We start from the raw sequence: 21,895 nt of genomic DNA, 5'->3' as shown, positions 1-21,895 counted from the left end.
CGCCGCGCGGGTCAGTTGCCCGATTGCAGGCCGTGCCACATTTCCTGGTCGCGTTCGGCCGTCCAGATGCGCGGATGGCGGATGCCGCCGGCCTCGTCCATGGCCCGGACCACATCGAAGGGCAGGCAATGCTCGTAGATGAAGACCTGGGCGAACTTCGGATCCATGGCGCTCCGGATGTGGGCCATGGCCTGCTTCAGGTCCAGGCCCTGCGCGTGCGCCTCGCAGGCGGCCGTGTACAGGGTGGACACGAAGTCGCGCGTATAGGCCAAGCCGGCGGCGACCCGTTCCGGGGTGTCCAGCGAAGGACCGCGCCCCGGCACCAGTTTCTCGGCCCCCAGGGCGGCCAGCGCGTCCAGCGTGGCCGGCCAGTCGGCCAACTGGGCGTCGCCGGTATAACAGGCGGCGTCGTATTCGACCAGGTCGCCGGAGAACAGGACTTTTTCAGACGGCACCCAGACCACGGTATCGCCCCGGGTATGGCCCGCGCCGGGATGGAAGATACGGACTTCCAGGTCGCGTCCCATCCACAGGCTGATGCCGTCCTGGAAGACCAGCGTCGGCCAGGTCAGGCCCGGAATGGACTCGAAGGCCTGGAACAGGCGCGGAAAGCGCTCGTATTCGGACTGCATGTCCTGCGCGCCGCGTTCCACGATCATCTCGTAGGTGCCCTGGCTGGCGATGATTTCCTGCAGGCCCTCGTCGCGGTAGCCCGAAGCGCCCAGCACCCGCACGGCATGGTAATGCGACAGCACGGCGTATTTGATGGGCTTGTCGGTGATCTTGCGGATTTCCGCGATCAGCCGACGCGCCATCACCGGGGTGGCGAGCGTGTCGCAGATCAGGACGGACTCGTCGCCGATGATGACGCCGGTGTTCGGGTCGCCTTCGGCGGTATAGGACCAGCAGTGCTCGGACAGGCGGGCGAAAGTGGCCTTCTTTTCTTCCAGATCGGCGACGGATGCGAATTGCTTGCTCATGACGGATTCCTCTCGGTGTTTCACATACCCAGGTACGCGGCGCGCACCTGTTCATTGCGGATCATGTCCTGACCGGTGCCCGACAGCACGATATTGCCGGTCTCCAGGACGTAGGCGCGGTCGGCGATGCCCAGTGCGGCGAAGGCATTCTGCTCGACCAGCAGGATGGTAATCCCCTGGGCCTTGAGCGCGCGGATGACGTTGAAGACTTCTTCGACCAGCAGGGGCGCCAGTCCCATGGACGGTTCATCGAGCAGCAACAGGCGCGGCCGCCCCATCAGGGCCCGGCTGATGGCCAGCATCTGCTGCTGCCCCCCGGACAGCGTCCCGGCGGGCAGGCGGCGCTTTTCGCGCAGGACGGGGAACATCGCATAGACGCGCTCCAGGTCCTCGTCCACCCGGCCGGCGGGCCGCAGGTAGGCGCCCAGGCGCAGGTTGTCCTCGATCGACAGGGGGCCGAAGACCTGGCGGCCCTCGGGGCTGTGGCAGATGCCGGCCTGCACGCGCCGGTCCGCCCGCACCCGGGACAAATCCCGACCCGCGAAACGGATCTGCCCGGCGCTCATGGGCTGGATGCCGGACAGCGTGCGTAGGAAGGTGGTCTTGCCCGCCCCGTTGGCGCCCACCAGCGCGACCAGTTCGCCCTTGAAGACGTCCAGGCTGATGCCCTTGAGCGCCTGGATGCGCCCGTAACAGGACTCGAGATCCCGGACTTCGAGCAGCGGTTCGCGCGCGGCGGCGGCCAGGTGGCCGAAGGCCCCCGCCTGACTGCCCCCCAGGCCGATCGTTTCCGGCGCGAGCGACACGATGCGGTGATAGAGTTCGCGGTATTCCGCGCGGGCCTGATCGCCGAACAGGGGGTCGCGGTGATCGGAGAACGCCGCCGTGATGCCCGCCCAATCCTCGGGCTGGAGGACTTCACGCGCCAGCGGGAAGGCATCCTTTTCCTCGATCCGGATGTGCTGCTTCAACTGGTCCGCGTATTGGCGCAGGCCGTCGATGAACGCCGGTTGTTCCGCCAGCAGCCCCCCGCGACCCAGATAGCTGCGCAGTTCCTGCAGGCTGTCGGGCCCCTGGCGGTGCTGCGCCTCCAGGGCGTCCAGAATGGAGGCTGAGGCCTCCGGGGCGCGCCGCCGCATGGCCAGGAACAGGTACTGGTCCTCTTTGGCATGGTGGCAGCCGTCCATGAATTCCTGGATGTAGTCGAACAGCGCGTGGAAGAAGCCTTCCTCGACCGGTGCGCCCGTCTGCAATTCGCCGGCCACCCAGTCCATGGTGATGGCAATGCGCCAGAGATTGCGGTGTTCTTCCTGAATGATGTCCAATGCGTGCATGATGTCCCCGATCAGGCGTGGCCGCCCAGGTAGGCCGCGATCACGTCCGGATTGCTGCGGACCTCGGGTCCCGAGCCTTCGGCCAGGCGCTTGCCATAGTCCAGTACCAGAATCCGGTCCGACAGGTTCATGACCATCTTCATATCGTGTTCGACCAGGACGACGGTCACGCCGGTTTCGGCGATCCGCCGCACCAGGACGTCGACCTCTTGAGTTTCCTTGGGATTGAGTCCGGCGGCCGGTTCATCCAGAAACAGCAGGCGCGGTTTCATGGCCAGCGCCCGGGCGATCTCCAGGCGCTTGAGCGCCCCATAGGGCATGCTGTCGGCGCGCGACCGCACATAGGATTCCAGGCCGACGAACGCCATCAGGCCGGCGGCTTCTTCGCGCAGCGCCTGGTCGCGGCGCCGCAGGCCCGGGGTGCGCAGCAACGCCTTGAACAGGCTGCCGTCCAGGTGCAGATGGGCCCCGACCATGACGTTTTCCAGGGCGCTCATGTTCATCCAGACCTGCAGATTCTGGAAAGTGCGCGCCATCCCCCGGCGGGCCAGTTCATAAGGCGTGCGGCCCTGGATTTCCTGGCCGTCCAGGCGGACGGCGCCCGACGTCGGCCGATAAACGCCGGTGATCAGGTTGAACAGGGTCGTCTTGCCGGCCCCGTTGGGGCCGATGACGGAATACACCACCCCTTCGTCCACGGAAAAACTGACGTCCTGGACGGCGCGGACGTTGCCGAACTGGATGCACAGACGATCGACTTCGAGCAGGGTCATGATGTCAGTCCCCCACGCGCAGGCGAGCCGCCAGCGTCGGCACCAGGCCGCGCGGCAGGAAGATCATGCACAGCATCAGGATCGCGCCGAAGACCACGATTTCCCAACCCTCGAACGTCGCCAGGGCCTGCGGCAATGCCGTCAGCAGCACGGCCCCCAGCACCGAGCCGAAGACCGACGCCATCCCCCCCACCACGACCATGGTGACCAGCTCGATCGAATGGAAGAAGTTGGCGACCTCGGGGGTCACGAAACCGACGTAATGCGCCAGGACGCTGCCCATGATGCTGGCCGCGACGGCCGACAGCACGAACACGGCCGTCTTGTAGCGCGGCACGTCCACCCCCACGACCTGGGAAGCGATCTCGGAGCCGTGCAAGCCTCGCAGGGCGCGGCCAAACGGGGAGTCGATCAGGTTCAGCGCCCCCCAGACGCTGAGCAACAGCAGCACCGCCACGACCCAATACCATTGGGTATCGCGCATCAGTTCATAGCCGAACAGTTCCATGGACGGCACCGGCATGCCGTCCGGGCCGCCGGTCCATTCGGACTCGTTGCGGATCACGATATTGATGATGATGCCCAGGCCCAGCGTCGCCATGGCCAGGTAGTGCCCCTTGAGCTTGAGAATGGGCCGCGCGACCAGCAGCGCCAGCAGCCCGGTGCCCACCGCCCCGGCCGCCAGGGCCAGCAGCGGGTGCCAGCCGAAATGGCTGGGCAGCACCGCCGAAGCATAGGCCCCCAGGCCCACGAAGCCGGCATGGCCCAGGCTGATCTGGCCCGCATAGCCGACCAGCAGGTTCAGGCTGAGAACGATCACGGCATTGATGCACATGCGGATGATGATGTCCAGGTAGTAGCTGTTGGGCACCACGAAGGGCGCTGCGGCCAAGGCCAGGGCCAGAATGCCCAGACCGATGAGGGAACGTCCACGCATGATCACACCCGCTCGGTAGAAAGACCGCCGAACAGGCCGCGCGGCATGAAGAACAGAATCAGCAGGATCAGGACGAAGGGAATGGCGTCCTTGTAGGCCGACGAGATGTAGCCCGCGCCCATGGCCTCGAGCACACCGACCAGCAGGCCGCCGACCACCGCGCCCAGGCCGCTGCCCAGGCCGCCCACCACGGCCGCCACAAAGCCCTTCAGGCCCAGCATGATGCCCACGTCATAGGACGTCAGCGTGATCGGCGTGATCAGGATGCCGCCCAGCGCGCCGAGCGCGGCCGCCAGGGCGAAACTCATGAGCAGGACCCAGCCGGTGCTCACGCCCACCAGTTGCGCGGCGACCCGGTTGTAGGCCGTGGCCAGCATGGCCTTGCCCGACAGCGTGCGGCTGAAGAAATACCAGAGCAGCGCCACCACCACGGCCGTCACCCCGAACACCCAGAAGCTCTGGGGCTGCAGGGTCGCGCCCAGCACCGCCAGGGGGGCGTGATCGGAAAACGGCGGCAGGCTGTGGGCGCCCTTGCCCAGCCAGACCTGGATCAGGCCGCGCAGCACCAGCGAGGCGCCGATGGTGATGATGATCAGGGTGACCGTGTCGGCGTCCTTGACCGGTTCGATGGCGCACTTTTCGAGCAACACCCCGACCAGGGCCGGCAGCAGCACGGCCAGCGCGAAGGCGGGCGCCCAGTGCAGGCCCGCCTGGGTGAAGAACACCGCCAGCATGCCGCCCAGCATGATGAACTCGCCCTGGGCGAAGTTGATCACGTGACTGGAGTTGTAGATCAGGTTGAAGCCCAGGGCGGCCAGGGCATAGGTCGCCCCGACGGTCAGCCCCGAAAACAGGAACTGCAAGAATTCCGCATGCACGGCATGTCTCCTCGCCGGGATTCCGTGCCGTTCTGCGGACGGCAGGCGGCATTCGATCCCGATGTATTACAAATCCATTTTTTAAACATTGGATTTGGTATCAGAGAAAACATAGAGGACTTGAGCCGGATGAGCAAGCCTGTCTGATATGTAACCCACATTCATTCGGGAAAACCATCAAGATAAACCTGGGTCTGACTCATCCATTCATCAGATCAACCTCTGGATCAAGGGATCCCGGCGCAACACGTAAATCAGATTTTTTTATTCAAATATGTATCATTAAAGCCTGAAACAAGACGCCTGGACCCGGATCAGCCCGGAACGCGCGGAACGCATCCGCGCGGATCAGAGCGAGATCGAGACCAGCGGATCGTCGGAGGGGAAGCGCTCGACGCTGTCTTCCAGGCGCGCGGGCATGGTGCCGTCGGCCAGCCGCATGTGGGCGTCCAGATGCCATTCGGACGGTTCGGCCAGGCGGCGGTACAGTTCGCGGCACACCATGCGTGCGGACTGCCCGGGCCAATCCGCCGGCAGCAGGACTTCCGGCAGTTCCGGGTCGCGCAGCAACAGCCGGCGGTAATCGTGGATCATCAGCACCCGCGCCAGAAAGGCTTCTTCGGGTTCCAGACGGACCCGGCGGTCGCGCCGCAGTTCCGCCAGGATCGGCAGATAATCGGCCACGAAGGCGGTGTAGGACTCGGCCAGGCGTTCCAGATTCCAGGCCCGAGCCACCAGATCGGCGTCGGATGCCGTCAGGGCGATGCGCGCGTCGGCCGCCAGCAGGGGCAGCAGATGGCCCAGCATGTCGCCCAGGCCATCGGCCTCCAGCGTGTCATGCACGGCCTCCAGGTGCGTCGACGGGTGGACGAAGCAATCGCTGCCCAGGCTGCCGAAGCCCTGCCACAGCAGGGCCTGACGCAGGCGGTCCCGCTGCCGGGCATCCAGATCGCCGACGACCAGAATCAGGCGCCAGCGGCGGTCCCAGATCGGTGCGTGGGATGAATAGATGTGGCGCGAGGCTTCTTCGAAGCGCAAGCGCCCGGAATCGGTCAGCACGTATTCCGCCCGACGCCCATGCGTGTCGGCCCGCAGCCATTTTTCCTTGCCCAGGCGAAACACCGAGGTCCGCACCAGGCGTTCGTTCAGGCCCAGCGGTTCGAGGAGCTGGATCAGGCTGCCCAGCCAGATCCGCCCGCCGCGCGGCAGCACCGCGTCACCGAAGACCGACATGATCAGCGAACCCGCGCGAACCCGCTGCTGTTGACGGAAGCTGTCGATGCGATGCTGGATGGCGGGGATCAAGACGGTCAGAACATGGATGTCAGGATTAGCGGCCCTCGGAGCGGGCGTTCTGGATGGCGAAGAACCCTTCCTTGTGAATGAGTTCGTCCTTCGCGCCCAGGGCCTTGACCGCCGCGACACAGGCGTCCACGAATTCAGGACTGCCTGCGATGAAAATACTATGCGCGGACAGGTCGGGGTACAGGCCGGGCAGAATCGTGTCGATGCGGCCTGCCAGATAGCCTTCCTGCTGTTCGCGCGTGAGGGTTATTTTATAGTCGAAATTACGATGCTTGGTGCGCCACCACGCCATCATGCCCTGGCCATAGACGTCGGCCACGGTGCGCGCCGAGAAGATCAGGTCCACTTTTTTGCGGTAGCCACGCCGCAGGGCCGCCTCGGCCAGATCCATGATCGGCGCCAGGCCCGTGCCCGCCGCCAGGCAGAGCACCGGGGTTTCCGCGGACGGATCGCCGATGAAGGTGCCGTAGGCGCCATTGATCTTGACGCTGTCGCCGACCCGCAACACGTCATGGATCCAGGCGCTGGTGACGCCGTCGTCGGCGCGCGCGACCTGCAAGACGATTTCGCCGTCGGGCCGGGGCGCATTGGCGATCGAATACGCCCGCAGGGGAATGCCGGCGCGATCATCACCGATGGTGACGTACTGCCCCGGCCAATAGCGGATCGGCTGGCCCACCGGGCGCAGGCGGATTTCCAGGGTGCGATTGGCCACCTCGCGGCGATCGATCAGGACGAACAACGCGTTCTCGCGGGGTGGGAACAGTTTGGGACGCGCATCGGCCGTACCCCATTCGATCACCATCTCGTCGGAAATCGGCTTGGCCATGCACATCAGGCCGATGCCCTGGCGGCGTTCTTCGGCGGTGAGCGCCATGTCGAGCACCATCCCCTGGTCATACTGGCCTTCCAGCACCTTGACCTTGCATTCGCCGCAGGCCCCGGCCCGGCAGTTGTTGGGCAGCGCGTAGCCGGCCTTTTCCAGGGCCATCAGGACGGTGTCGCTGCCCTTGCATTCGACGGTCTTGCCGGAGGGTTGGATGATGATGCGTGACATGAGTCGATTTCCGTTTCTTTTGTCTATCGGGGTAGCGGCACCAGCCGCGCAAACGCGGCCGTGCCGGGTGCTGCTATCCGGTCAGAACACCGGGATGATGTCGTCCATCTCGACGTCGGAGACTTCCTGGCCGGTGATCCCGACTTCGGGAATGGCCGGGAACGGGATGTTGTAGTGATCCAGGACCCCCTTCAGGTTGATGATGGCCTGGCGCCAGTTTTCACGCTTGGCTTCGACGGTGGGGATGCCGAAGCCGGCGTCACGCGCGATGGCCTCGGCCTCGCGCTGCGTGGCGATGAAGTCTTCGGGCAGATCCCAGAAGTCGGCGGGCGGCTCGTACAGCACGGCCGACAGGAACAGGTAGCCCGCGCGGATCTGCTTGGTGACGACGGACTTGTGCTCATCGCTCAGGCCCGGGTAGTCGCGTTCCATCACAGCCATACAGATCGCCATGTGGCGGCCTTCGTCGCGGCCGATGTTCTTGAAGGCTTCCTTGAAGACCGGCTCACGCGAGTTTTCGTACATCTGCTTGAAGATGGTGGCCGCAGCGATTTCCCCCATCAGGAAGGAGCTGAACAGCACCGCCAGATCGTACTTGGGCACGGCGGTCTTGTAGCCGGTCCAGTAACGCGCGCCGTTGAAATACAGCCACTTGGCGTTTTTCTGCAGGCGGCGGCCGATGTCGGTCTTGGGTTCGTAGGTGATGGGATCCGGGTGGCCGAGCAGCTTGGTGATCGACAGGCCGCACATGATCTCGTGGTTCTGCTCGTCACTGGTGACGGAGAAGAAGCACTTGCGGACCGGGTCTTCTTCGTGGACCTCGTAGGTCTTGATCAGGGCCTCGGCGAACACCGGGGGCGCCGAGGCGTCGAACACCGACAGCAGCGTCCACCAGTAGGCGATGCATTCGCGTTCTTCCCAGGAATAGCTCTCGACGTCGAACGTATCCCAGGGCAATTCTTCGGGCTTCCAGTACTCGCGCAGCGAGGCTTCCCAGACTTCCTGCAGTTTTTCGGTCTTGCGGTGCCAGGACAGAGGATAGACGTTGGGTTGTTCAATTTCCGGCGGAAATTCCATCTTGTCGGCAAAGCGTTCCTTGCTGGACATGTAAAGACTCCTTTGGGGTGATGTACGGGGGGCGGACGGATTTTGTGTCCTTTGGACCCGATTCATTCGGGCACGATGCCATCATGTTACTTTAATATCGATACTGTCAATTTATTTGTATCGCTTGAGCACTAGGGTTTTCCTGGACTGATCACAGGATTCAGCCTGTTTCCCATCAAACACCCTATGAAACCCTTGATTTTCCTTGTTATTCGATTTCACAATGAATCCATCATGAAATCAGATAAATCACTTCGACTTGAAAAAACCTCTTTCCAAAGTGATACATTAATCGACATCAAATCCAAAGTTTCGTATTTTTAAAAGAAACGCCGCCCTCAGGCCGGCGCCGGAGACGCACCATGTCACACCCCCTGCTGGACCAGCATCGTCCTTTGCTCGAACGCGCGCTCGACACCATTGCCACGCGCGGCTACTGGTCGGCTTTTGCCGAGTCCCCCAGCCCCAAGGCCTATGGCGAAGGCGCCCCTGAAGCCGGCCGCGCCGCCTTCGAGGCCCATCTGGGCAAGCCCTTCGAAATCGACCAGCCTGGCCAATGCGGCTGGCATGACGGCGAGACCTCGCCTTACGGCGTCCCCCTGGGCATCCGCTATCCCCAGTCCGATCCTCAGGCCCTGGTGCAGGCAGCCCTGGCGGCCATGCCGGCCTGGCAGGCGCTGGGCGCCGAAGGCCGGGTCGGCATTTGCCTGGAATCCCTGCAGCGGCTGAACCGCCAAAGCTTCGAAATCGCCCACGCGGTCATGATGACCAGCGGCCAGGGCTGGATGATGGCTTTCCAGGCGGGCGGCCCCCACGCTCAGGACCGGGGGCTGGAAGCCGTGGCCTACGCCTGGCGCGAAATGTCGGCCATCCCCGCCGAGGCCGTCTGGGAAAAACCGCAGGGCAAGCATCCGTCCCTGGTGATGCGCAAGCACTACGAAATCGTCGGCCGGGGCGTCGGCGTGGTCATCGGCTGCGCCACCTTCCCCACCTGGAACACCTATCCGGGGCTGTTCGCCGCCCTGGCGACCGGCAATCCCGTGATCCTGAAGCCGCACGGCCACGTCGTCCTGCCCGCCGCCATCACAGTCCGCACGATCCGCGCCGTGCTGGCTGAAAACGGCCTGGACCCGAACCTGGTCACGTTGTGCCTGCCGACCAGCCACGAGGCGGCCCACGCGCTGTACACCCATCCCGACGTCCATTCGATCGACTACACCGGCGGCAACGTCTTCGGCCAATGGCTGCTGGACCACTGCCGCCAGGCCCAGGTCTATGCGGAACTCGCCGGGGTCAACAGCATCGTGATCGACTCCACGGACGACTACGCCGGCATGCTGCGCAACCTGGCCTTCACCCTGTCGCTCTATTCCGGCCAGATGTGCACCACCTCCCAGGCCATCGTCATCCCGGCGCAGGGCATCGACACCAACGACGGCCATAAAACCTTTGATCAGGTCGGCCAGGACCTGGCCCAGGCGATCGAACGCTTCCTGGAAAAACCGGAAGTCGCCCAGGCCGTCCTGGGGGCGATCCAGTCCGAGGCCACGCTGGCCCGCATCGACCAGGCGGCCGGCGGCGGCATGGGCCGGGTCGTGCTGGCGCCCAAGGCGCTGCACTACGAGGAATTCCCGCAGGCGCGCACCCGCACGCCGGCCCTGCTGAGCTGCGACGCACGGGATACAGCACACTACGCCCAGGAACAATTCGGCCCCATCAGCTTCCTGGTGCGCGCCGACGACACGGACGCCGCCCTGGCGCTGGCCGAAGATCTGACGCGCACGCACGGCGCGCTGACGCTCGCGGTCTACAGCACCCGCGACAGCGTGCTGGACGCAGCCGTCCGGATGTCCTGGCGCGCCAAGGTCGCCCTGTCCCTCAACCTGACGGGCGGCGTCTTCGTGAACCAGTCCGCGGCCTTCTCCGACTTCCACGGGACGGGCGGCAACCCGGCGGCCAATGCCTCGTACGCGGATTCGGCCTTCGTGGCCAACCGCTTCCGGGTCGTGCAGCGCCGCGCCCACGCCTGACACCCGTCCCCCGATCCACGGAGATCCGGCATGACCTACCAGAACATCGATTTTTCCATCGACCAGGGCATCGCCCGCCTGACGCTGGCGCGCCCTGACAAGCTCAACAGTTTCACCGAGGCCATGCACCTCGAAGTGCGCGACGCGCTGGACCGGGTCCAGCGGGACGCCGGCGCACGCGTGCTGGTGCTGGCCGGCGCCGGACGCGGTTTCTGCGCGGGCCAGGACCTGGGCGACCGCGCCATGCAGATCAACGCAGGGCAGACGCCCGACCTGGGCGCCACCGTCGAAGGCTTCTACAAGCCGCTGATCCTGGCGCTGCAGAACCTGCGGGTGCCGACCCTGGCGGCCGTCCGGGGGATCGCCGCCGGCGCCGGGGCGTCCATCGCCCTGGCCTGCGACCTGGTCGTTGCCGCCGAATCCGCCTATTTCCTGCAAGCGTTCAGCAAGGTCGGCCTGATCCCCGACACCGGCGGCACCTGGCTGCTGCCCCAACGCATCGGCATGGCGCGCGCCATGGGCTTGGCCCTGCTGGCCGAACGGCTGCCCGCGCGCCAGGCCGCCGACTGGGGCCTGATCTGGTCCTGCATCGCCGATGACGCCTTCGAGGCCGAGATCGAGCGGCTGGCCACGCAACTGGCCCAGGCGCCGACCCGGGCGCTGGTGCGGACCCGTCAGGCCATGCAGGCCGCCCCCTCGCACACGCTGGAACAACAGTTGTCGATGGAGGCCGGCATCATGCGCGAACTGGGCTGGCGCCGCGACTACGCAGAAGGCGTCGCCGCCTTCCTGGAAAAACGCCCTGCCCGCTTCACGGGGGAATAAGCGCATGACCTCTCTGACCCCCCAGACTCTGGCAGAAACCGTCGCCGCCGCCATGTGGTCCCGCGACCATGCCGCCCAGGCGCTGGACATGCGCCTGGATTCCATCGCGCCCGGCAGCGCGCGGCTGTCGATGACCGTGCGCGGCGACATGCTCAACGGCCACGGCATCTGCCACGGCGGCATGATCTTCACGCTGGCCGACACCGCCTTCGCCTACGCCTGCAACAGCGACAACTACAACACGGTCGCCTCGGCCTGCCACATCGACTTTCTGGCGCCCGCCCGCGAAGGCGACCGCCTGCAGGCCCGCGCCGAGGCCCGCACCCAGGGCGGACGCACCGGGGTCTACGACATCACGGTGCACAACCTGACGGCGGGCCGCGACGTCGCGCTGTTCCGGGGAAAATCCCACCGCATCCAGGGCTTGGTGACCGACACCCTGCCCCCGGGCTGAAACCGCCCGCGCATCGATTACAAGACCAGGAGACAACACCATGCCCGTCAAGACCGCCCAAGCCGGGGATCTGGATCCCATCGAGACCGCCAGCCGCGACGAAATCGCCGCGCTGCAGCTCGAACGCCTGCGCCAGACCCTGCGCCACGCCTACGACAACGTCCCGCATTACCGCAAGGCCTTCGATGCGCGCGGCGTCCACCCCGACGACCTGCAGCGCCTGGAAGACATCCGCAAATTCCCCTGTACCACCAAAGAGGACCTGCGGCGCAACTACCCCTTCGGCATGTTCGCCGTCCCCCGCGAACGCCTGGCCCGCCTGCACGCCTCGTCGGGCACGACCGGCAAACCCACGGTCGTCGGCTACACCCTGAAGGACATCAGCACCTGGGCGGACCTGGTCGCCCGGTCGATCCGCGCCGCGGGCGGCCGTGCAGGCGACACCGTCCACGTCGCCTACGGCTACGGCCTGTTCACCGGCGGGCTGGGCGCCCACTACGGGGCGGAACGCGCCGGCTGCACGGTCATCCCCATGTCCGGCGGCCAGACCGAAAAGCAAGTGCAGCTCATCATGGACCTGCAGCCCGACATCATCATGGTGACGCCGTCCTACTCCCTGGTCATCGCCGAAGAATTCGACCGCCAGGGCATCGCCCCCGAGGACATCTCGCTGAAAGTCGGCATCTTCGGCGCGGAGCCCTGGGGCGAAGGCATGCGCGCCGACATCGAACGCAAGCTGGGCCTGGACGCCGTGGACATCTACGGCCTGTCCGAAGTCATGGGCCCGGGCGTCGCCTCCGAGTGCATCGAGACCAAGGACGGCCCGGTGATCTGGGAAGACCACTTCTATCCGGAAATCCTCAATCCGGACACGGGCGAACCGGTGGCCGACGGCGAGGAAGGCGAACTGGTCTTCACCTCGCTCACCAAAGAAGCCCTGCCCATCATCCGCTATCGCACCCGCGACCTGACCCGGCTGCTGCCGCCGACCGCCCGCAGCTTCCGCCGCATGGGCCGCATCACCGGCCGCAGCGACGACATGCTGATCATCCGGGGGGTGAACGTATTCCCCACCCAGGTCGAGGAGCAGATCCTGCGCGACCCGATCTTCAACGGCATCTACCAGATCGTCGTGTCGCGCACCAACCACCTGGACCAGGTCGAAATCCGCTGCGAACTGCAGCACGAGGCCAACGGCGCCGGCGCCGAGGCCATCGATCAGGCGGTCCGCCGCCTGCAGCATCACATCAAGACCAATATCGGCATCTCGACCCGGATCACGGTCCACCGCTACGGCGAACTGCCGCGCACGCAGACCGGCAAGGCCCGCCGCGTGTTCGACGAACGTCCCAAGCAGGCATAAGGAAACCCCCATGGACGCTTTTCTCTGCGACGCCGTACGCACCCCCATCGGCCGCTACGGCGGCGCCCTGGCCGGTGTACGCGCCGACGACCTGGCTGCGCTGCCGCTGCGGGCCCTGATGGAACGACACCCCGGCCTCGACTGGTCGGCGCTCGATGACGTCCTGCTGGGCTGCGCCAACCAGGCTGGCGAGGACAACCGCAACGTGGCCCGCATGGCCGCGCTGCTGGCCGGCCTGCCCCTGTCCGCGCCCGGCGCCACGATCAACCGCCTGTGCGGCTCGGGCATGGACGCCATCGGCACGGCCGCCCGCGCCATCCGCGCGGGCGAAGCCCACCTGATGATCGCCGGCGGCGTCGAATCCATGTCGCGCGCGCCCTTCGTCGTGCCCAAGGCCGAACAGGCCTGGTCGCGCCAGGCGGCGATGTACGACACCACCATCGGCTGGCGCTTCGTCAACCCGCTCATGGCCCGGGCGCACGGCACGCATTCCATGCCGGAAACGGCGGACAACGTCGCCCAGGAATTCGGCATCTCGCGCGCCGACCAGGACGCCTTCGCCCTGCGCAGCCAGCAACGCTGGGCGCGCGCGCAGGCGGCCGGCCGCTTTGCGGACGAAATCGTGCCGGTGCGGATTCCGCGGCGCAAGGCCGACGATCTGGTCATCGACACGGACGAGCATCCCCGGCCGGACACGACCGCCGAAGCCCTGACGCGCCTGCGCGGCATCAACGGCCCGGACCTCACCGTCACGGCGGGCAACGCCTCGGGCGTCAACGACGGCGCCTGCGCCGTCCTGCTGGCCTCCGGCGAAGCCGCGCGCCAACACGGCCTGACGCCCCGCGCCCGCATCCTGGGCATGGCGACGGCCGGCGTGGCGCCGCGCATCATGGGCATCGGTCCGGTCCCGGCCATGCGCAAGGTCCTGGCCCTGACCGGCCTGGCACTGGAACAAATGGACGTCATCGAGCTCAACGAAGCCTTCGCCGCCCAGTCGCTGGCGGTGCTGCGCGAACTGGGGCTGCCCGATGACGCTCCGCACGTGAATCCGAATGGCGGCGCGATCGCCATCGGCCATCCGCTGGGCATGAGTGGCGCCCGGCTGATTACCACCGCCGTTGCCGAACTGAACCGGACCGGTGGCCGTTATGCCCTGTGCGCCATGTGTATCGGCGTGGGCCAGGGTATTGCCCTGATCCTAGAAAATATCCACAACCAAGGAGACACACCATGAAAGCAACGACCTGGCGCTGGATGACCGGCGTCGCGCTGGCCACCTTCGGGCTGAGCTCTGCGCAAGCCGCTGATCCCATCAAGATCGGCTCCGTCCTGTCGGCCACCGGCCCGGCAGCCTTCCTGGGCGACCCCGAAGTCAAGACCCTGGAAATGTACGTCGAATCCATCAACAAGGCGGGCGGCATCCTGGGCCGTCAACTGCAGCTCGTGCACTACGACGACGGCGGCGACGCGAACAAGGCCAACAGCTTCGCCAAGCGCCTGATCTATGACGACAAGGTCGACGTCATCATCGGCGGCACCACGACGGGCTCCACCATGTCCATGGATCCTCTGGCTGAAAAGGCCGAGATCCCCTTCATTTCCCTGGCGGGCGCGGTCGTCATCATCGACCCGGTGAAAAAATGGCTGTTCAAGACGCCGCACACCGACCGCATGGCCGCCGAGAAAGTCTTCGAGGACATGAAGAAGCGCGGCTACACCAAGATCGCCCTGCTCAGCGAGACCAGCGGTTTCGGCCAGTCCGGCAAGAAAGAAACCGAGCTGGTTGCGCCCAACTACGGCATCCAGATCGTGGCCAACGAAACCTATGGCCCCAAGGACACCGACATGAGCCCGCAGCTCACCAAGATCAAGAACACACCTGACGTCCAGGCCGTGCTGGTCTTCGGTCTGGGCCAGGGTCCTGCGCTGGTTACCCGCAACTACAAGCAGCTGGACGTGAAACTGCCGCTCTATCACGCGCACGGCGTGTGCTCGAACGAGTTCATCAAGCTGGCCCGCGACGCGGCCGAAGGCGTGCGCCTGCCCTGCGCGGCCTTGGTCGTGGCCGACAAGCTGCCTGACAGCGACGCCCAGAAGCCGGTCGTCACGGCCTACGCCAAGGCGTTCCAGGAACGCTGGAAGGCCGAAGTCTCGACCTTCGGCGGCCACGCCTACGACGGCCTGATGATCTACGCCGACGCGGTCAAGCGGGCCGGCGGCACCGACAAGGCCAAGGTGCGCGACGCCATCGAGCAGACCCAGGGCTACGTCGGCACGGGCGGTGTGGTGAACATGTCCGCGACCGACCACATGGGTCTGGACCTGAGCGCCTTCCGCATGCTCGAAATCCGCAAGGGCGACTGGACGCTGGCCGACTAAGCGCACTGGAACCAAGCGATAAGCTGCCCGGCCGCGGATGCGGCCGGGTTTTTTTACGGCCGTTTCATCGACCGCCTAGGCCGCCGACACCCGCCGCCCCGCCGCGCGCAGGGCCTCGGCGGCGGGGCTGTCGGGGTCGGCCTGCAGGGACGCCGCGGGCCCCACCAGCGTCAGGGCCAGCAGCAACTGGCCTTGCGCGTCGAACACCGGCACGCTGAGCGCGTTGATGCCCGGGACGTGTTCGCCTTCGACCATCGCCAGGCCGCGCGCCTGGATGCCGCGCCGCACGCCGGCGGGAAAGCGCCGCATCGGCGGATCCTGCCAGGCGGCGAAGACACGCCCCGTGGCGGAGGATTCCAGGTCGAACAGCGCGCCTTCGGCCACGCCGATGGATACGCCCTGGCCGGGCTGACAGACCCGGACGGCGGTCACCCCGCCCTGCCCGCGCACTGCGACGAAGCAGGTTTCCCCCAGCATCTGCGCCAGCGCGCGGGCTTCTTCCCCGGCGCGCTGCAGGGGGTCCTGGCGCGACAGCCAGGCCAGCGCCAGATCGCGCACGGCGGGACCGATGTCGTACTGGCCGGTGCGTGCATCCTGGCTGACCCAGCCGGTACGCCCCAGGCTGACCAGGTAGCGATAGGCCTTGGCCCGGTGCATGCCCGCGCGCCGGGCCAGGTCCGACAGGCCGCACGGGGCGCCCCCGTCCACCAGCCGATGGAACAAGTCCAGCCCCACCTCGACCGATTGAATGCCCGCGATGTCGCCGGACCGGCCGCCCGCGTCGGCCGCGTCGGTAGAAGCGGGACTGATCGATTCATGGGGAAAAACTGTTGGACGCATCGTTCGCCTGGCCTTAGATTATCGATGTTGCTTAAATAATAACACTGTTAATTATTTCATAACAACCCTACGGAGACCTCAATGAAAAACCCCATCACTTTCCCCAAGGCCGAAGGCATCTACACCCGCCAGGCCCACTGCGACATCCCCGACGGCCTGTACGAACGCGAACACGGCCGCAACGGCTTCTTCGGCCCGGCCAGCCACATCCTGCACACGCACAAACCGACCGGCTGGACGAAATGGGAAGGTCCGCTGGAACTCACCCTGCTGGACCTGAACCGCCTGGACGACAGCGCCCCCTGCCCCTGGAAGGCGCGGCGCTTCATGCACAACGCCCAGACCCAGGTCTGTTTCTGGAAGTTCGACGTGTCCATGCCGGATCTGGCGCGCAACGGCGACGGCGACATGATCCTGTTCTTCCATCGGGGCGAGGGCGAGTTCTTCTGCGACTACGGTCACATGAGCTACCGCGAGGGCGACTACATCAACATTCCGCGCGGCACGACCTGGCGCCTGGAAACCTCGGTGCGCAACGAGGTCCTGACGATCGAGGCCACCGAGGACCTGTTCCAGTTGCCGGAGCGCGGCATCACCGGCCGCCACGCGCAATTCGACCTGGCCGTGCTGGACACGCCGAAGATCGACGAGGCCTACAAGGCCCAGTACGGCGAACATGAAACCCGCGTGCGCGCCAAGCGCCGCCAGCAGGTGACGACGGTGACCTTCCCCTACAATTTCCTGGACACGGCCGGCTGGCACGGCGATTGCGTGCCGGTGAAGCTGAACTGGCGAGACATCCGCGAGCTGCTGTCGGACCGCTATCACCTGCCGCCGACGGTGCACGCGACGTTCCTGTCGAACACCATCATCGTCTGCACATTCGCCCCGCGCCCCATCGAGAGCGACCCGGGCGCGCTGAAGGTGCCGTTCTATCACAACAACGACGAGTTCGACGAGGCGCTGTTCTACCACCAGGGCAATTTCTTCAGCCGCGACAACATCAAGCCGGGGATGTTCACGCTGCACCCTTCGGGCTTCCACCACGGCCCGCACCCCAAGGCTTTCGCGGCCGCTGCGGCCAACAACAAGGGCGAACGCAAGTACACCGACGAGGTCGCGGTGATGATCGATTCCCGCTATCCGCTGGAACTGGATACTTTGCCCGAAGGGGTGAAGGTGCCGGGGTATCTGGATTCGTGGAAGGAGTGAGTTTCTGAGCAGATTGCCGGGCAGGTATCTTGCAATCGGCGTGGTTTGAGTTCTTAAGACGGGAAGCCGAGTGGGAGGCATGGCGCCGCCCGACTCGGCGGTCCTCCCTGCGGTCGGACTGCCCGACTCTTCCTCGTACGAGCGGGCGGTGCGCAAACTCGTCGCGCTACGCGCTCCTCAAACAGTGCGCACCTTGTTTCCCGCTCTCCCTTCGGAAGCCGCCGGCGCCTCATACGGTTGCGCCACGCCCCTCCACTCGACTCCCCTCGATCGTTTTTTACTGTCGTGGATGGGGACCGGCTTTACCGCTTCGTCGGGTCGAAATGCTTCTTCAAGCCCTGCCAGCACCTGTAGTATTCCCGCTGCCGCTGCGGGGACTCCAATGCCTGGCGGGTGGCCTGGATCGCGACTGGCGTTTCAAACATGAAAGCCATGGTGTCGACGATGTAGTCCGGTTTGGACGTGTCGGCCGCGCTGGCCTTGGCGAAGGTCTCGGCGTCCGGGCCGTGGCCGGTCATGGTGTTGTGCAGCGAGGCGCCGCCGGGCTGGAAGCCTTCGGCCTTGGCGTCGTAGCGGCCGTGGATCAGGCCCATGAACTCGCCGGCCAGGTTGCGGTGGAACCAGGGCGGCCGGAAGGTGTCCTGCATCGCCAGGACGCGCGGGGCGAAGGCGACGAAATCGATGCTGTCCACGCCCGGCACGGCGCTGGGCGCGTGCAGCACCAGAAAGATCGACGGATCGGGGTGATCGTAGGTGATCGAGCCGATGGCGTTGAAGCGGCGCAGGTCGTATTTATAGGGGGTGTCGTTGCCGTGCCAGGCCACCACGTCCAGCGGCGAATGGTCCATGCGGGCGCTCCAGAAGCGGCCCTGGAATTTCGCCAGCAGTTCGAAGTCGCCCTCGATGTCTTCGTAGGCGGCCACGGGCGCCAGGAAATCGCGCGGGTTGGCCAGGCCGTTGGAGCCGATCACGCCCAGATCCGGCAGGCGGAAATGCGCGCCGGGGTTTTCGCACACATAACCGCGCGCTGCGCCGTCGGGCAGGCGGACCTGGAAGCGCACGCCGCGCGGGATGACGGCGATTTCCTGGGGCTCGATCCGCAGCACGCCCAGTTCGGTCGCCAGTTCCAGTCGGCCCTGTTGCGGCACGATCAGCAATTCGCCGTCTGCATTGTAGAAATACCGCTCCATCGAACGGTTGGCGGCATACAGGTGGATGCCGCAGCCGGCGTTGCCGCCCATGGTCGCCATGCCATCGACGAAATCCACGGACTGATCCGCGTCGGGCAGCGGCAAGGGGTCCCAGCGCAGCGGGTCCGGCGGCGTGGGAACCTCGTCGTACCGGCTCAGCCAGCGCGCGCCCGCCGCAGACGGCTCGAACGGTCCATGCGTGGCCGCCGGCCGGATGCGATACAGCCAGGAACGCCGGTTGGCATGGCGCGGCGCCGTGAAGGCCGTGCCCGATAATTGTTCGGCATACAGGCCGTAAGGCGCCTGCCGGGGGGAATTGCGCCCCTGCGGCAGCGCGCCGGGCAAGGCCTCGGTGGCGAACTCGTTGCCGAATCCGCTCTGGTAGGCCAAAGAGGGGGTGGTGTTCATGATGATCTCCTGCAAAACTCGACCGGCGACCGCATGACACGTGCCGGGCCGGCGGGGCTGCGTCCCGCGTCCGCGGGTGGCAGCCCGCTACTCTGCGTCCGGCTGCGCACCCGGATGAGCCGCCTGGAAGGCCGGCAGTGATTCGCAATGCGCCGCGATCCGCGCAATCGTCGGAAAGGCCGACAGGTCCACGTCATAGCGGCGCGCGTTGTAGACCTGCGGCACCAGGCAGCAGTCCGCCATGCCCGGCGCGTCGCCATGGCAGCATAAACCCGTCCCGGGCGATTGCAACTGGGCCTCCAGCGCCTGGAAGCCCAGTTGCACCCAATGGCGGTACCAGTCGTCGCGCGCGGACTGTTCGACCTTGAGTTCGCGCGACAGCCAGCGCAGCACGCGCAGATTGTTCAGGGGGTGGATGTCGCAGGCCACGTGCAGCGACAAGGCGCGCACCCGGGCGCGGCCCAGGGCGTCAGCCGGCAGCAAGGTGGCCGGGCCGTGCGTCTCGTCCAGGTATTCGATGATGGCCAGGGATTGGGTCAGAATCCGGCCGCCCTCGTCCAGCGCCGGCACCAGGCCTTCCGGATTGCGGCTCAGGTACGCGTCCCCCAGTTGCTCGCCGCCGTGGCGCAGCAGATGCACGGGAATGACGCGGTAGTCCAGCCCCTTCAGGCCCAGTGCGATGCGGACGCGATAGGCCGCCGAGCTGCGGAAATACGAATAGAGTTCCAGCATGGGTCAGGTTCCCCTCAGGCGCCTGCGCGGCGCTCGACCGTCTGCTCGATGACGCCGAAAATGTCCTCGCCCCGGGCGTCGCTCATGTGGATGCGCACCCGGTCGCCGAAGCGCATGAAGGCCGTCGCCGGAGCGCCGCCCTCGATGGTCTCGTACATGCGGACCTCGGCGATGCAGCAGTAGCCCACGCCGCCATTGCGGATGCTGGAACCATGCAGCCCGCCCTGCTTGTTGGACACCGTGCCCGAACCGATGATGGTTCCGGCCGCCAACCGGCGCGTGCGGGCGGCATGCGCGACCAACTGCGGAAAATTGAAGGTCATGTCCTGGCCGGCGTTCGGGCAGCCAAAGGGTTCGCCGTTCAGATCGACCTGCAGCGGCAGGTGGACCTTGCCGTCGTGCCAGGCCGGCCCCAGTTCGTCGGGGGTGACGGCGACCGGAGAGAACGCGCTGGCCGGCTTGGACTGGAAGAAGCCAAAGCCCTTGGCCAGTTCTCCGGGGATCAGTCCGCGCAGGGACACGTCGTTGACCAGCATCAGCAGGCGGATCGCGCCGGCGGCATCCGCCGGGCTCGCGCCCATGGGCACGTCGCCCGTGACGACGGCGACTTCGGCTTCCATGTCGATGCCCCAGTCCTCCGTGTCGGCGACGATGGGATCGCGCGGACCGATGAAACTGTCGGACCCGCCCTGGTACATCAGCGGATCGGTAAAGAAGGATTCCGGCACCTGGCTGTTGCGGGCGCGGCGCACCAGTTCCACGTGGTTCAGATAGGCCGAGCCGTCCGCCCATTGATAGGCGCGCGGCAGCGGCGAATGGCAAGCCGCCGGATCAAAGGGACGCGCGGCGCCGTCCTGGCCTGAATTGACCCGGTCATACGCCGCGCGCAAGGCCGGCAGGCAGGCATCCCAGTCGTCCAGCGCCGCCTGCAAGGTGGGCGCGATCTCGGGCACGGCGACACACTGCGTCAGATCCCGGGACACGACGACCAGGCGGCCGTCGCGCGACGCATTTTTCAAGGTGGCAAGCTTCATGGGGGACTCCGGTTGCCCGGGCCGCCCGAGCGGCCCGGAGGCGCGGGACGGCCGCCCCGCGCGCAAAGACTGACTTACTTCAGTTCAGCCTGGACCTGATCGAACAGATCCTGGCCGACGCTGGGGATGAACATCTGCCACACCGGCTGGACGCGCTCGCGCATGCGGTCATGCTCGGCATCGCTGACTTCGTTGATTTCCATGCCGTGCTTGGCCATGGCGTCCTTGGCCGACTGCGCCTGGGCGCGCGCCACTTCACGCTGGTAGGTGCGGGCCTCGACGGCGGAATCCATCAGGATCTTTTGCTGATCCGGCGTCAGCTTGTCCCAGAAGGCCTTGGAGACCAGCGGGATGAAGGCGCCATAGCTGTGACGCGTGATGGACAGGTATTTCTGCACTTCGTAGAGCTTGAGCGCCGCGATCACGGCATTGGGCGTGCCCTGGCCGTCGATGGTGCGGGTTTCCAGCGCGGTGTAGAGTTCCGGCACCGCCAGCGGCACGGGATTGGCGCCCAGGGCCTTGATGGTTTCCTGGGTGATCTTGGCCTGGATCGAGCGGAACTTCAGCCCCTCGAAATCCTCGACCCTGGCGATCGGGTGCTTGCTGTTGGTGGCGTTGAAAAAGCCGTTTTCCCAATACGCCAGGCCCACCAGGCCGTGCGCGGGGAGGGTTTCCAGCAGCTTCTGGCCCACCGGGCCGTCCAGGACTTTTTCCGCCTGTTCGCTGTTCTTGAACAGGAAGGGGAAGTCCAGGATTTCGTAGGCCTTGACCATGCCCGTCAGGGTGGTGGTCTGGGGCACGGTGAATTCGATCGTGCCGCCCTGCAGGGCCGAGGTCACCTGCACGTCGTTGCCCAGCGCGCCGCTGTAGTAGGGCTTGATGTCGATCTCGCCCTGGCTCTTGGCCTTGACCAGTTCGACGAACTTGGCCACGCCCTGGCCCTGGTGGGATTTTTCCGGCAGGGTGACGGCGAATTTTGCAGTGACGGCCGCCCAGGCGGAACCGGACAGCGTCGCGGCCAGCAGGCCGACGAGCAGGGTGGTGCGGATTTTCATGG

The 21,895-nt window shown here is 66.1% G+C and carries 20 protein-coding genes and 1 pseudogene; 7 read left to right on the top strand and 14 right to left on the bottom strand.

All coding sequences use genetic code 11. From position 1 onward, the window contains the following. Positions 1-11: 11 nt before the first annotated feature. The 9 genes and pseudogenes from ACFO0J_RS05490 to ACFO0J_RS05450 form a co-directional block, all read right to left on the bottom strand. A complete protein-coding gene (locus ACFO0J_RS05490) occupies positions 12-980 on the bottom strand; it encodes an MBL fold metallo-hydrolase (protein ID WP_376812054.1) in 969 nt (322 codons plus the stop codon). A gap of 20 nt (positions 981-1,000) precedes the next feature. Continuing rightward, complete coding sequence (locus ACFO0J_RS05485) at positions 1,001-1,702, bottom strand: ABC transporter ATP-binding protein (protein WP_376812353.1); 702 nt, start codon at positions 1,700-1,702, stop codon at positions 1,001-1,003. A 213-nt stretch (positions 1,703-1,915) separates the two neighbouring features. Then, positions 1,916-2,314, bottom strand: a pseudogene (locus tag ACFO0J_RS05480) (hemerythrin domain-containing protein); the annotation flags it as partial. An 11-nt stretch (positions 2,315-2,325) separates the two neighbouring features. Further along, positions 2,326-3,087 (bottom strand): ABC transporter ATP-binding protein, encoded by a 762-nt coding sequence (locus tag ACFO0J_RS05475; RefSeq protein WP_376812053.1) that lies wholly within the window; start codon positions 3,085-3,087, stop codon positions 2,326-2,328. A 4-nt stretch (positions 3,088-3,091) separates the two neighbouring features. Then, positions 3,092-4,024, bottom strand: coding sequence for a branched-chain amino acid ABC transporter permease (locus tag ACFO0J_RS05470; protein WP_376812052.1), 933 nt, complete (start codon positions 4,022-4,024; stop codon positions 3,092-3,094). Positions 4,025-4,026: 2 nt separating this feature from the next. Further along, positions 4,027-4,902, bottom strand: a complete 876-nt coding sequence (locus ACFO0J_RS05465; RefSeq protein ID WP_376812051.1) for a branched-chain amino acid ABC transporter permease — start codon at positions 4,900-4,902, stop codon at positions 4,027-4,029. Between the two features lie 348 nt (positions 4,903-5,250). Continuing rightward, a complete protein-coding gene (gene paaX / locus ACFO0J_RS05460) occupies positions 5,251-6,207 on the bottom strand; it encodes a phenylacetic acid degradation operon negative regulatory protein PaaX (RefSeq protein ID WP_376812050.1) in 957 nt (318 codons plus the stop codon). 25 nt (positions 6,208-6,232) lie between these two features. Continuing rightward, positions 6,233-7,264 carry a 2Fe-2S iron-sulfur cluster-binding protein gene (locus ACFO0J_RS05455; RefSeq protein WP_376812049.1) on the bottom strand — a complete coding sequence of 344 codons (1,032 nt, stop codon included), beginning with the start codon at positions 7,262-7,264 and terminating at the stop codon, positions 6,233-6,235. An 81-nt stretch (positions 7,265-7,345) separates the two neighbouring features. After that, the gene (locus ACFO0J_RS05450) at positions 7,346-8,371 is read right to left on the bottom strand and encodes a hypothetical protein (RefSeq protein WP_376812048.1); all 1,026 of its coding nucleotides are present in this window, start codon (positions 8,369-8,371) and stop codon (positions 7,346-7,348) included. A gap of 362 nt (positions 8,372-8,733) precedes the next feature. Here ACFO0J_RS05450 and paaN point away from each other — a divergent pair, with 362 nt between their 5' ends. Genes paaN through ACFO0J_RS05420 form a run of 6 tightly spaced genes read left to right on the top strand, consistent with a single transcriptional unit; the run spans position 8,734 to position 15,422 of the window. Then, the gene (gene paaN, locus ACFO0J_RS05445; protein ID WP_376812047.1) at positions 8,734-10,401 is read left to right on the top strand and encodes a phenylacetic acid degradation protein PaaN; all 1,668 of its coding nucleotides are present in this window, start codon (positions 8,734-8,736) and stop codon (positions 10,399-10,401) included. Positions 10,402-10,431: 30 nt separating this feature from the next. Beyond that, positions 10,432-11,226 carry a 2-(1,2-epoxy-1,2-dihydrophenyl)acetyl-CoA isomerase PaaG gene (gene paaG / locus ACFO0J_RS05440; RefSeq protein ID WP_376812046.1) on the top strand — a complete coding sequence of 265 codons (795 nt, stop codon included), beginning with the start codon at positions 10,432-10,434 and terminating at the stop codon, positions 11,224-11,226. Positions 11,227-11,230: 4 nt separating this feature from the next. Then, positions 11,231-11,680, top strand: coding sequence for a hydroxyphenylacetyl-CoA thioesterase PaaI (gene paaI, locus ACFO0J_RS05435; protein ID WP_376812045.1), 450 nt, complete (start codon positions 11,231-11,233; stop codon positions 11,678-11,680). Positions 11,681-11,720: 40 nt separating this feature from the next. After that, complete coding sequence (paaK, locus tag ACFO0J_RS05430) at positions 11,721-13,043, top strand: phenylacetate--CoA ligase PaaK (protein WP_376812044.1); 1,323 nt, start codon at positions 11,721-11,723, stop codon at positions 13,041-13,043. A 10-nt stretch (positions 13,044-13,053) separates the two neighbouring features. Further along, positions 13,054-14,277, top strand: a complete 1,224-nt coding sequence (gene pcaF / locus ACFO0J_RS05425; protein WP_376812043.1) for a 3-oxoadipyl-CoA thiolase — start codon at positions 13,054-13,056, stop codon at positions 14,275-14,277. Between the two features lie 20 nt (positions 14,278-14,297). Next, positions 14,298-15,422, top strand: a complete 1,125-nt coding sequence (locus ACFO0J_RS05420) for an ABC transporter substrate-binding protein (protein ID WP_376812352.1) — start codon at positions 14,298-14,300, stop codon at positions 15,420-15,422. A gap of 75 nt (positions 15,423-15,497) precedes the next feature. On the opposite strand, the gene ACFO0J_RS05415 is transcribed toward ACFO0J_RS05420, so the two are convergent. After that, the gene (locus ACFO0J_RS05415) at positions 15,498-16,262 is read right to left on the bottom strand and encodes an IclR family transcriptional regulator (RefSeq protein WP_376812042.1); all 765 of its coding nucleotides are present in this window, start codon (positions 16,260-16,262) and stop codon (positions 15,498-15,500) included. Between the two features lie 81 nt (positions 16,263-16,343). Here ACFO0J_RS05415 and ACFO0J_RS05410 point away from each other — a divergent pair, with 81 nt between their 5' ends. After that, the gene (locus tag ACFO0J_RS05410) at positions 16,344-17,474 is read left to right on the top strand and encodes a homogentisate 1,2-dioxygenase (RefSeq protein WP_376812041.1); all 1,131 of its coding nucleotides are present in this window, start codon (positions 16,344-16,346) and stop codon (positions 17,472-17,474) included. A gap of 302 nt (positions 17,475-17,776) precedes the next feature. On the opposite strand, the gene hmgA is transcribed toward ACFO0J_RS05410, so the two are convergent. The 4 genes from hmgA to ACFO0J_RS05390 form a co-directional block, all read right to left on the bottom strand. Beyond that, positions 17,777-19,072: a homogentisate 1,2-dioxygenase gene (gene hmgA, locus ACFO0J_RS05405; RefSeq protein WP_376812040.1), complete on the bottom strand. Its 1,296-nt coding sequence runs from the start codon at positions 19,070-19,072 to the stop codon at positions 17,777-17,779. A gap of 87 nt (positions 19,073-19,159) precedes the next feature. Continuing rightward, complete coding sequence (gene maiA, locus ACFO0J_RS05400) at positions 19,160-19,801, bottom strand: maleylacetoacetate isomerase (RefSeq protein ID WP_376812351.1); 642 nt, start codon at positions 19,799-19,801, stop codon at positions 19,160-19,162. 17 nt (positions 19,802-19,818) lie between these two features. Further along, positions 19,819-20,838 (bottom strand): fumarylacetoacetate hydrolase family protein, encoded by a 1,020-nt coding sequence (locus tag ACFO0J_RS05395; protein ID WP_376812039.1) that lies wholly within the window; start codon positions 20,836-20,838, stop codon positions 19,819-19,821. Between the two features lie 74 nt (positions 20,839-20,912). Continuing rightward, on the bottom strand, positions 20,913-21,893 hold the full coding sequence (locus tag ACFO0J_RS05390; protein WP_376812038.1) for a TRAP transporter substrate-binding protein: 981 nt from the start codon (positions 21,891-21,893) through the stop codon (positions 20,913-20,915). Positions 21,894-21,895: the final 2 nt, after the last annotated feature.

Origin of the sequence: Castellaniella hirudinis, from assembly GCF_042651965.1 — a bacterium.
Classification (GTDB): domain Bacteria; phylum Pseudomonadota; class Gammaproteobacteria; order Burkholderiales; family Burkholderiaceae_B; genus Castellaniella; species Castellaniella hirudinis.
The sequence above is the reverse complement of the archived record's forward strand: the minus strand, read 5'-3'. Positions and strand labels throughout refer to the sequence as shown.